Here is an 11,011-nt window from a genome sequence, read left to right as displayed (position 1 = left end):
CTCCGGCGCCCGCGCCGGCTCCCGCCCCGGCCCCGGCGCCTGCTGCCCCGGCTCCCGCCCCGGTCGCCGCTGCCCCGGCTCCGGCTCCGGCTCCGGCGCCCGCGCCTGCCGCGCCCGCCCCGGTCACCCCGGCTCCGGCCGCTCCGGCCGCTCCGGCCGCCGCCCAGCCGACCGACGAGGGCGCGTATGTGACCCCGCTGGTGCGCAAGCTCGCCGCGGAGAACGGTGTCGACCTGTCCACGGTCAAGGGCACCGGCGTCGGCGGCCGCATCCGCAAGCAGGACGTCATCGCCGCCGCCGAGGCCGCGAAGGCCGCCGCAGCTGCTCCGGCTCCGGCCGCCGCCGCTCCGGCCGCCGCGAAGAAGGCCCCGGTCCTGGAGGTCTCCCCGCTGCGTGGCCAGACCATCAAGATGCCGCGGATCCGCAAGGTCATCGGCGACAACATGGTCAAGGCCCTGCACGAGCAGGCCCAGCTGTCCTCGGTCGTCGAGGTCGACGTCACCCGGCTGATGAAGCTGCGCGCCCGGGCGAAGGACTCGTTCGCGGCCCGCGAGGGCGTCAAGCTCTCCCCGATGCCGTTCTTCGTGAAGGCGGCGGCCCAGGCGTTGAAGGCCCACCCGGTCATCAACGCCCGGATCAACGAGGCCGAGGGCACCATCACGTACTTCGACACGGAGAACATCGGCATCGCCGTGGACTCCGAGAAGGGCCTGATGACCCCGGTCATCAAGAACGCCGGTGACCTCAACCTCGCCGGTATCGCCAAGGCCACCGCCGACCTGGCGTCCAAGGTCCGCGGCAACAAGATCACGCCGGACGAGCTGGCCGGTGCGACCTTCACCATCAGCAACACCGGTTCGCGCGGTGCGCTCTTCGACACGATCATCGTGCCGCCGGGCCAGGTCGCGATCCTCGGCATCGGCGCCACCGTCAAGCGCCCTGCCGTCATCGAGACGGAGGAGGGTACGGTCATCGGCGTCCGCGACATGACGTACCTGACGCTGTCGTACGACCACCGTCTGGTGGACGGCGCCGACGCGGCCCGCTACCTGACCGCGGTCAAGGCGATCCTGGAGGCGGGCGAGTTCGAGGTCGAGCTCGGCCTCTGATCCCCTGATCAGGCAGTACGTACGGCGCCCCGTCCGGAGCTTCTCCGGGCGGGGCGCCGCGCGTTTCGGTCAGGCGTGGGGCTGCCGCCCGGGGGCGGCCGCCCCCCAAGGGGCGCGAGGAGCTGCGCGACCAGCCGGACTCGGCCCGCAACCGCGCCACGGCAGAGCGGACCGAGCCACTGGGGCCGGAGGGCAGCGTGTAAGCCTCGTCTCACCTGCACGAAAGCACCCCCGCGCGCCCTCCCCGCGGAGCGAACCGGCCGTATTGTCTAAACGTCAAAGCCCTCGCTAAGGAGCCCTCATGACCGCGCCCGTCGTCCACTCGCTGCGCGAACAGATCCGCGAGCACATCGTGGAGGGAATCGTCAGCGGGCGCTGGAAGCCGGGCGAGCGGATCGTGGAGCGGCGGATCGCCACGGAACTGGAGGTCAGCCAGACGCCGGTCCGGGAGGCGCTGCGGGAGCTGGAGTCGCTGCGGCTGATCGAGTCGGCGCCGAACAAGGGCGTACGGGTGCGGAATCTGACGGCGGCCGACCTGGAGGAGAGCTACCCGGTCCGAGCCGGTCTGGAGGCCATCGCGGCAGAGCTGGCGGCGGAGCGGCTGGCGGAGGACTGCTCGGCGCTGGAGCCGCACGTGGCCGCCCTCTACGAGGCGGACCACAAGTCGGACGGTACGGCACAGGTGCGCCACACGGTGGCGTTCCACCGGGAGCTGGTGCGGGCGGCCGGCAACTCGGTGCTGCTGCACACCTGGGAGGGCCTGGGCATCGAGGTGTTCACGGCCCTTTCGATCCGTTGGCTGGGCACGGTCCAGCAGTCCTACGCGGAGGAGCACGAGGAGCTGGTGGAGGCGTTCAAGCGCCGGGACCCGAGGATCGCGGACCTGGTGAAGGCCCATGTGCTCGGCTGCGCACCGCGCGCCTGAGCCGCTGGTCGCAGGAGAGCGTACGCCCGCTCAAACGCACCCCCCACCTGCGCAAACCCTCGAAGGGAAGCGTCACCCGGTGCCACCGCCGGAGGCACCGGGTGCCGACTTTCTCGTAATCAAGAGGTTTTGCCCCTCACCCCTTTGATCGATCATCGATCAGGGAGTTACAGTCGCCGACGGGCCAGGCGACGGAGTCGCACATCGACACTGCACCGAAGCCCGAGCCCTGTCCTGCCAAAGACCAAGGGCATCCCCGAACCCTTACCGACGAGGGAACCCCCTTCGACTGAGGAAGGCGGCGACATGACCGACCCCAACGCCATCCAGCCGAGCGAGCTCGACCAGCTCCCGGACCGCGACCCCGAGGAGACCGCCGAATGGCAGGCCTCCCTGGACGCCGTCGCCAAGGCGGCCGGGCCGCACCGCGCGGCGTACCTGATGCGCCGCACGCTGGAGCGCGCCGAGGGCACCGGCATCGCGCTGCCCAAGCTTCTCGAGACCGACTACGTCAACACCATCCCCACCGCCGCCGAACCGGCCGTGCCCGGTGACGAGGCGATGGAGGCCCGGATCACGGCGTGGAACCGCTGGAACGCGGCCGCCATGGTGACCCGCGGCTCGAAACATGGCGTCGGCGGCCACATCGCCACCTTCGCCTCCGCAGCATGGCTGTACGAGACCGGCTTCAACCACTTCTTCAAGGGCAAGGAGGGCGACGGCTCCGGCGACCAGCTGTACATCCAGGGCCACGCCTCCCCCGGCATCTACGCCCGCGCCTTCCTCGACGGCCGTCTGAACGAGACCCACCTGGACAACTTCCGCCAGGAGGCCGGCGGCAACGGCCTGCCCTCGTACCCGCACCCGCGCCGCCTTCCCTGGCTGTGGGAGTTCCCGACCGTCTCCATGGGTCTGGGCCCGCTCTCCGCCATCTACCAGGCGCGCTTCAACCGCTACCTCACCAACCGCGGTATCAAGGACGTCTCCGCCTCCCACGTGTGGGCGTTCCTGGGCGACGGCGAGATGGACGAGCCCGAGTCGACGGCGGCCCTGGCGCTTGCCTCCCGTGAGGGTCTCGACAACCTCACCTTCGTCATCAACTGCAACCTGCAGCGCCTCGACGGCCCGGTGCGCGCCAACTTCAAGATCGTGCAGGAGCTGGAGGCCCAGTTCCGCGGTGCCGGCTGGAACGTCGTCAAGACGCTGTGGGGCACGGCCTGGGACGAGCTGTTCGCGCTCGACACGACGGGTGCGCTCGTACGCCGTCTCCGTGAGGTCCCGGACGCGCAGGTCCAGACGTACCAGACCCGCGACGCCGCCTACATCCGCGAGGACTTCTTCGGCAAGGACCCGGCGCTCGCCGAGATGGCGAAGCTGCTGAGCGACGACAAGATCCTCGAGTGCTTCCACCTCTCGCGCGGTGGCCACGAGGCGCGCAAGGTGTACGCCGCGTACAAGGCGGCCCTGGAGCACAAGGGCGCGCCGACGGTCATCCTGGCCCAGACGGTCAAGGGCTTCACGCTCGGCGAGGGCTTTGCATCGAAGAACGCCAACCACCAGATGAAGAAGCTGACGGTGGACGAGTTCAAGACGATGCGCGATCTTCTCGAACTGCCCATTCCGGACAGCCGGTTCGTCGACGGTGTGGTGCCCTACGGCCATCCGGGCGCCGACTCCCCCGAGGTCCGTTACCTCCAGGAGCGCCGCGCGGCCCTCGGCGGTCCGGCCCCGGCCCGGCGTGTCCACCCCCTGGCCCCGCTGCCCGCGCCCGCCGAGAAGGCCTTCGCCTCCTTCGACAAGGGCTCCGGTTCGCAGAACGTGGCGACCACGATGGCCTTCGTGCGCCTGATCAAGGACCTGGTCCGTGACAAGGAGACCGGCAGGCGCTGGGTGCCGATCGTCCCGGACGAGGCGCGCACCTTCGGTATGGAGAGCCTCTTCCCGTCCCTCGGCATCTACTCGCCCAAGGGCCAGACGTACGAGCCGGTCGACCGCGACCAGCTGATGTACTACAAGGAGGCCAAGAACGGCCAGATCCTCAATGAGGGGATCACCGAGGCCGGTTCGATGGCCGACTTCATCGCCGCGTCGACCGCGTACGCGACGCACGGCGAGGCGATGATCCCCTTCTACATCTTCTACTCGATGTTCGGCTGGCAGCGCACGGCCGACCAGATGTGGCAGCTCGGCGACCAGCTCGGCCGCGGCTTCCTGGTGGGCGCCACGGCCGGCCGTACGACGCTGACCGGTGAGGGCCTGCAGCACGCCGACGGTCACTCGCCGGTGATCGCGGCCACGAACCCGGCCGCGCTGACGTACGACCCGGCCTTCGCGTACGAGATCGCGGTCATCGTGAGGGACGGTCTGCGCCGTATGTACGGCGAGGCTCTGCCCGGCGAGGACCAGAACGTCTTCTATTACCTCACCGTCTACAACGAGCCACTGCCGCAGCCCGCGAAGCCGGCGGGCCTCGGCATCGACGAGGGCATCGTCAAGGGCCTGTACCGCCTCAACACGGCGGAGTCGGCAGGCCTGTCCCCGGTGTCCCCCGAGCTCTCGGCTTCGCTCGAGCAGGGAGGTACCCCCATCGCCCCGCGTATCCAGCTGCTGGGCTCCGGCACGGCGATCCACTGGGCGCTGACGGCACAGAAGCTCCTCGCGGAGGAGTGGGGCGTCGCCGCGGACGTCTGGTCGGCGACCTCCTGGACCGAGCTGCGGCGCGACGCGCTGGAGGCCGACGCGGCACTCCTGCGCGGCGAGGAGCGTGTCCCCTACGTCCGTCAGGCGCTCCAGGGCGCCGAGGGCCCGGTGCTGGCGGTCTCCGACTACATGCGCCAGGTCCCGGACCAGATCGCGCAGTGGGTCGAACAGGACTACTCCTCGCTGGGTGCCGACGGCTTCGGCCTCTCCGACACCCGTGAGGCGGCCCGCCGCCACTTCGGCGTGGACGCCGAGTCGATCGTCGTCGCGGCGCTGGCCCAGCTCGCCCGGCGCGGCGAGGTGAAGGCCACCGCCGTGAAGGAGGCGCGGGACAAGTACGGCCTGTAAGGGCCGGGTTCGAGCGAAGGGGTACGGCGTCTGCCGTACCCCTTCGCTGTCGCGAGAGAGGCGCCCCCGTAGGCGAACGAGCCATCGGATCAGCGGCACCCGGCATCATGAACCCATGCGTGCCGCCCGCCTGATCAAAATGGTGCTGCTGCTCCAGTCCCGGCCCTCCATGACCGCCGCCGAGCTGGCCCAGGAGCTGGAGGTGTCCGAGCGGACCGTCACCCGGGATGCGCAGGCGCTGTCGGAGGCGGGGGTTCCGGTGTACGCCGACCGCGGGCGGGCCGGTGGCTACCGGCTCGTGGGCGGGTACCGCACGCGGCTGACCGGGCTCGCGCGCAGCGAGGCCGAGGCGCTGTTCCTCAGTGGTGTGCCGGGCGCGCTGCGCGAGATGGGGCTGGCGGACGCGGCCTCCGCGGCCCGTCTGAAGGTGTCCGCGGCGCTGCTGCCCTCCCTGCGGGACGCCTCCCGTACGGCGGCGCAGCGCTTCCACCTGGACGCGCCGAACTGGTTCAGCGAGCCCGGGACGCCCGAGCTGCTGCCGGCGGTCGCGGACGCCGTCTGGGACGACCGGCGGATCTCGGCGCGCTACCGCCGCGGGGACGCCGAGGCGGAGCGGGAGCTGGAGCCGTACGGGCTCGTGCTCAAGGCGGGCGTCTGGTACCTGTGCGCGCGGGTGGCGGGGCAGGGCTCCGCCGGCTCCTTCCGGGTGTACCGCATCGACCGTTTCACGGCCGTGGACGCGGGCAGGGAGCGGTTCGCGCGGGACGAGGCGTTCGATCTGCCCGCGTTCTGGGAGGAGCGGGCCGCCCAGTTCGCGCGGTCCATCCTGCGGGCCGAGGTCGTGGTGCGGCTGTCGGAGGAGGGCGCGCGCAGACTGTCGTACGCCGTCGATCCCGCGTCCGCCCGGGAGGCGCTGCGGACGGCGGACGCCCCCGACGAGCACGGGTGGGTGAGGGTGACCCTGCCGGTGGAGTCCGAGGAGGTCGCGCACACACAACTCACGGCACTGGGACCGGAGGTCGAGGTGCTGTCACCCCCGACGCTGCGCGCACGTTTCGCAAGCGACGCGATACGGCTCGCCGGGCTCTACGGCCCATGACGAACCGCGGCACTCCGCGTGCGCCCCACCCGCTCAGGGCCGATGCTGGTCCCGTGATGGACGAGACGGAGTTCTGGGAGCTGATGGACGCGAGCCGCGAGGCCGCCGCGGGCGACCCCGACGAGCAGGCCGACCAGCTCGTCGAACGGCTGCTGCGGCTGGACCCGGACTCGGTCCTGGACTTCGCCCGGCACTTCGAGTCCCGGTACAACCGCGCGTACCGCTGGGACCTGTGGGGTGCCGCCTGGGTGCTGCTCGACGGGGCGAGCGACGACGCGTTCGACTTCTTCCGGTGCTGGCTGATCGGCCAGGGCCGGGAGGTCTTCGAGGGCGCCCTGCACGACCCCGACTCGCTCGCCGACCTCCTGGAGGAATTCGACGAGGAGATCGACGGGGACGGCGAGGAACTCGGCTACGCGGCGGACGAGGCCTACGAGGAGCTCACCGGTACCGTGGCGCCCGACCTGGGCATCCCGCCCGCGGCCTCCGAGCCGGAGGGGACGCCGTTCGATCTGGAGAGCGAGTCGGCACTCGTCCAGCGCTACCCCAGGCTCTGGGACCGTTTCAAGGACTGAGGCCGGGCTCCCGTACAGCGGCCGGCCCCGCCGCTCACGCCGTGCGCCGGCGGGTGGGGTCCGAGGGCAGGTAGGCCTGCGCCTGGCCGTAGCCCACGAGGTGTTCCGGCGCATGGCCGGGCTTCGCCGCGTGGTACATCGGCGCCCTGTTGGCCTGGTCGAGGGCGGACGCCGTGACCGCTGCCGGACCGAGGACGACCGTCGCGAGCGCGCAGACCACCGTCCAGGGGTTGCGCACGGCCTCGGTCCAGGCGCTCGTCCGCTTGGTCTCCGTACGACTGCTGCTGCTCATGATCCCCACCTCCAGTCGGCTTGTGTCCCGAACCGTAGGGCGCGGGGATCTGAGGACTCTGCGTACGGCCTGTGGCGTTCCTGTGGATCGCGTTCCGGAGGCGAACCGAGCCGCGCACAGCGCGACTTACCGCCTGCCCTGCAGATGTGCCGCCTTCTCCCTGATCGCCGGGAGGAGGGCGCTGAGGGCCGCTCCGGGGCAGCTCGTCATATAGCCGTCCCTGTGGCCCGCGAGGGCGGGCAGCAGGGCGGTGGTGCCCTCCTTGTACCGGCTCAGACCGTTGCTGGAGACGAGCCGGACCCTGCTGCGCGGGTCGATGTCCGCGAGGCCCAGCTTCCATGCGGCCACGGCGGCGATCGCGTCGGTCATCGCCTTGGGCACGGGCACGCCCTCCGTGAAGGTGCCGATGGCCGCGATGCCCGAGGTGCGGTGGTTGAAGCCCTGGGTGTGGGCGCCCGTGACAGGACGGTCCATGCCGCCCGCGCGGCCCTCGTAGATCGTTCCGCAGCGGTCGACGAGGAAGTTGTAACCGATGTCGTCCCACCGGCGGTTGCCGATCTGGCCCGCGTACAGGGCCCGGATGATGCGGGGCGCGTCGGAGCACTCGTAGTTGTTGGGCGAGTCGGTGTGGTGCACGAAGACCGCGACCACCTTGTCGTCGTAGCGCGGCGGCGGCTGCTCCTGGGTGCCCCCGTCCGCCTTCGCCCAGACCGACCTCGGCAGGATGTGCGGCTTGGGCGCAGGGTGCAGGAGGGAGGACCGGGCCCCGGCCGGCCGCGGGGTCCGGATCACCACCGGGCGCTCGACGCCGCGGGCGCACATCACCAGCGCGAGGACGGCGGCGACCCCGGGCAGACAGCCGAGCAGCAGCAGGCCGGCGCCGTGAGTCCTTGACGCACGTCTTTTCCGGGGCCCCAGCGCTCGTCGGAGATCACGCATGGGACCCACTCTCCGTCCGTTCCGCCGTACCCGCGATGTGTGGTGTGCCACCTGGCGGAACCACTGTCCCGGTCCGGGACGTTTTTACGGGTCGACGCACGCGTGACCGATTTCCCTGCGCAACGCGCGCGTGGCTGATCACTGGACTCCCGCGGCGCGTACTAGGGGGTCCAAGAGAAAGGCGGCTCCGTGGACCTGCTCGACATCCTGTTGATGCTGGTGATCCTTGCCTACGCGGCATCCGGCTACCGGCGTGGTCTGGTGGCCGGCTGCGTCTCACTGGCCGGCTTCGTGGGCGGCGCCGTCGTCGGCGTGTGGATCCTGCCGTGGGTGATGGACCTGGTGACACGGGGCACGACGGCGGCGACACTGACCGCGGTGGTCACGGTGCTGGTGCCGGCCGTGGCGGGGCACGAGCTGGCGGGGCGCCTGGCGCTGAAGCTGCGGCGCGAGCTGGACCGCGGGCCGCTGAGGGTGGCCGACGGGATCGGCGGGGCCGCGGCCAACACGGTGGCCGTGCTGATCGTGGCGTGGGTGGCCGCGAGCGTCCTGGGCGCCTCGTCGTCCCCGCTGCTCACCGAGGGGATACGGGATTCGAAGCTGCTGGGCGCCGTGCAGAACGCGATGCCGGACACCACCCCGACCTGGTTCTCGCGCGCCACGTCCGCGCTCACCCAGGCGGGCTTCCCGCAGGTCTTCAACCCGTTCGAGAACGAACCCACGGCCGGGGTCGCCAAGCCCTCCGGGGACAACGTCACGGCGAGTGCGACGAACGCCGCCAAGCTCAGCACGGTGAAGATCGAGGGCGCCTCGGGCACCCAGGGCCGTGAGGGCAGCGGCTTCGTGTACGCGGCGCGGCATGTGATGACCAACGCCCACGTGGTGGCGGGCATCGACAACCCGACCGTACGGATCGGCGGCGTCGGACCCTCGTACGCGGCGCGGGTGGTGCTGTTCGACCCCGACCGGGACGTGGCCGTGCTGTACGTGCCCGATCTGCGCGCGCCCGTGCTGCGCTTCGACGACAGCGCCAAGCGCGGCGACGCGGCCGTGGTCGCGGGCTATCCGCAGGACGGTGACCTGACGTTGCGGGCCGCCACGGTCGCGAACCGGATCAATGCGACGGGCCAGAACATCTACAACTCGGACACCGTCACCCGGGAGATCTACTCGGTGCGCTCGACCGTCCTGCCCGGCAACTCCGGCGGCCCGCTGCTGACCACCGGCGGCGAGGTCTACGGCGTGGTCTTCGCCCGCTCCACCTCGGACCACGAGACGGGGTACGTGCTGACGGCGGACGAGGTCGCGGGCGACGCACAGCGCGCGGCGCACGCCACGGCGGCGGTGGACACGGGCGACCTCATCACATCGTGACATCACATCGTGAGCGCGACAGAGGCTCGTACGGGCGTCGGGAAAAGTCGTGCGGGGCTCAGAGGGACCTTCCCATGAGCACGTCGTCGACGTACTCGCCCTCGATCAGGAACTCCTCGGGCAGTATCCCCTCCACCACGAATCCCTCGGACTCGTACAGCTTCCTGGCCGGGGTGTTGTGCCCGAGGACGCGCAGGGTGAGGCGTCGCGCCCTGCGCCGCCGGGCCTCGTCCTGCACGGCCCGCAGCAGCGCCCGGCCGACCCCGGCGCCGCGCACCTCCTCGGCGACGGCGAGCCCCTGGATCTGACGAACGTGGGAGTTGCACTCCAGCGACGTCGGGAAACCCAGCCGGATGTAGCCCACGACGGCGCCGCCGAGTTCGGCGACGAGATGGTCCCGCGGCCCGAAGCGCTCGTCGTAGAAGGGCTTGTACGGCGGCTGGGGGCGGGGCTGGACGGAGTGCAGCGGAGACCAGGTGGCGCGGTCGAGCCGTCCGAGCGTCTCCTCGTCGTCGAGCGTGGCGTGGCGTATGTACGGAACCGGCATGAGGATCACTGTACGGCGGGCCTACGACGATTCGTCCGGTGAATTCCGGCGCCGCCCGGCGGGTCGGGCGGGGGCGCAGCGTGCAGGATGGGCGCATGGAACGATCCCGAATCGCCGTGGCCGGTGCGTCCGGTCTCATCGGCAGCGCCCTGGTGCGGTCGTTGACCGCGGACGGGCACGAGGTGGTGCGCCTGGTACGCCGTGCGGCCCGGAGCGAGAACGAGGTCTGCTGGGATCCCGAGGGGCAGTACGTCGACGCGGCCGGGCTGGTGGGGTGCGATGCCGTGGTGAACCTGGCCGGGGCCGGAGTCGGCGACCACCGCTGGACGGACGAGTACAAGAAGACGCTGCGCGACAGCCGGGTACTCGGCACGGCGGCGCTCGCGGAGGCCGTCGCCTCGCTGCCCGGACCGCCGCGCGTCTTCGTCAGCGGCAGTGCGATCGGCTACTACGGCGAGACCGGGGACCGGGAGGTCGACGAGAAGTCGCCGCCCGGGGACGGCTTCCTGCCCTCGATGTGCGTGGAGTGGGAGGAGGCCGCGGCCGCCGCCCAGGAGGCGGGCGTGCGGACGGTGTTCGTGCGGACCGGGCTGGTGGTGGCCCGCGGGGGCGGGGCCTGGGGGCGGCTGTTCCCGCTCTTCCGGGCGGGTCTGGGCGGGCAGATGGGCGACGGCCGCCAGTACTGGTCGTTCGTCTCGCTGCACGACGAGGTGGCGGCGATCCGCCATCTCATCGACACGGAGGGGCTGTCCGGGCCGTTCAATGTGACGGCGCCGCAGCCGCTGACCAACCGTGAGATCACGGCGGCGATGGGACGCGTGCTGAACCGGCCGACGCTCTTCTCCGTGCCCGCGCCGGTGCTTCGGCTCGCGCTCGGGGAGATGGCCGGGGATGTGCTCGGCAGTGCACGGGTGCTGCCGACGAGGCTGCTGGAGTCCGGGTTCTCGTTCGCGTTCCCGGGGATCGAGGAGGCGCTGCGGGCGGCGCTCCGGCAGTAGCAGGAGGCGCTGCGGGCGGCGCTCCGGCGGTTGTCGCGAGGCGCAATGGCAGCGCGGGATTACCACGTTCGACCATATGCGACCGCCGTGCGACCGTGCTCTGTT

10 protein-coding genes are annotated in these 11,011 nt (G+C 71.4%); 7 read left to right on the top strand and 3 right to left on the bottom strand.

Annotated features, from left to right (window positions below):
- The 5 genes from sucB to ABT186_RS14020 form a co-directional block, all read left to right on the top strand.
- Nucleotides 1-1,109 (top strand): 2-oxoglutarate dehydrogenase, E2 component, dihydrolipoamide succinyltransferase (gene sucB, locus ABT186_RS14040; protein ID WP_351925194.1); only part of this gene is annotated, 1,109 nt, incomplete at its 5' end.
- A 301-nt stretch (nucleotides 1,110-1,410) separates the two neighbouring features.
- On the top strand, nucleotides 1,411-2,034 hold the full coding sequence (locus ABT186_RS14035; RefSeq protein WP_351235204.1) for a GntR family transcriptional regulator: 624 nt from the start codon (nucleotides 1,411-1,413) through the stop codon (nucleotides 2,032-2,034).
- A 306-nt stretch (nucleotides 2,035-2,340) separates the two neighbouring features.
- Complete coding sequence (gene aceE / locus ABT186_RS14030; RefSeq protein ID WP_351235206.1) at nucleotides 2,341-5,082, top strand: pyruvate dehydrogenase (acetyl-transferring), homodimeric type; 2,742 nt, start codon at nucleotides 2,341-2,343, stop codon at nucleotides 5,080-5,082.
- A gap of 115 nt (nucleotides 5,083-5,197) precedes the next feature.
- Nucleotides 5,198-6,181, top strand: a complete 984-nt coding sequence (locus ABT186_RS14025) for a helix-turn-helix transcriptional regulator (RefSeq protein ID WP_351235207.1) — start codon at nucleotides 5,198-5,200, stop codon at nucleotides 6,179-6,181.
- Nucleotides 6,182-6,237: 56 nt separating this feature from the next.
- Nucleotides 6,238-6,756 (top strand): DUF4240 domain-containing protein, encoded by a 519-nt coding sequence (locus ABT186_RS14020; protein WP_351235223.1) that lies wholly within the window; start codon nucleotides 6,238-6,240, stop codon nucleotides 6,754-6,756.
- A 34-nt stretch (nucleotides 6,757-6,790) separates the two neighbouring features.
- On the opposite strand, the gene ABT186_RS14015 is transcribed toward ABT186_RS14020, so the two are convergent.
- Nucleotides 6,791-7,048 carry a hypothetical protein gene (locus tag ABT186_RS14015; RefSeq protein WP_351925192.1) on the bottom strand — a complete coding sequence of 86 codons (258 nt, stop codon included), beginning with the start codon at nucleotides 7,046-7,048 and terminating at the stop codon, nucleotides 6,791-6,793.
- Nucleotides 7,049-7,174: 126 nt separating this feature from the next.
- On the bottom strand, nucleotides 7,175-7,870 hold the full coding sequence (locus ABT186_RS14010; protein WP_351235225.1) for a peptidoglycan recognition protein family protein: 696 nt from the start codon (nucleotides 7,868-7,870) through the stop codon (nucleotides 7,175-7,177).
- A 306-nt stretch (nucleotides 7,871-8,176) separates the two neighbouring features.
- Here ABT186_RS14010 and ABT186_RS14005 point away from each other — a divergent pair, with 306 nt between their 5' ends.
- Nucleotides 8,177-9,361, top strand: coding sequence for a MarP family serine protease (locus tag ABT186_RS14005; protein ID WP_351925190.1), 1,185 nt, complete (start codon nucleotides 8,177-8,179; stop codon nucleotides 9,359-9,361).
- 58 nt (nucleotides 9,362-9,419) lie between these two features.
- On the opposite strand, the gene ABT186_RS14000 is transcribed toward ABT186_RS14005, so the two are convergent.
- Nucleotides 9,420-9,908, bottom strand: a complete 489-nt coding sequence (locus ABT186_RS14000) for a GNAT family N-acetyltransferase (protein WP_351925188.1) — start codon at nucleotides 9,906-9,908, stop codon at nucleotides 9,420-9,422.
- A 95-nt stretch (nucleotides 9,909-10,003) separates the two neighbouring features.
- Here ABT186_RS14000 and ABT186_RS13995 point away from each other — a divergent pair, with 95 nt between their 5' ends.
- Nucleotides 10,004-10,906, top strand: a complete 903-nt coding sequence (locus ABT186_RS13995; protein ID WP_351235215.1) for a TIGR01777 family oxidoreductase — start codon at nucleotides 10,004-10,006, stop codon at nucleotides 10,904-10,906.
- The last annotated feature ends 105 nt before the right edge of the window (nucleotides 10,907-11,011 follow it).

The sequence above is a fragment of the Streptomyces sp. NPDC001634 genome, assembly GCF_040298185.1.
In the GTDB taxonomy this organism is placed as follows: domain Bacteria; phylum Actinomycetota; class Actinomycetes; order Streptomycetales; family Streptomycetaceae; genus Streptomyces.
Note: the sequence above shows the minus strand (reverse complement) of the source record. Positions and strands in the feature narration are given on the sequence as shown.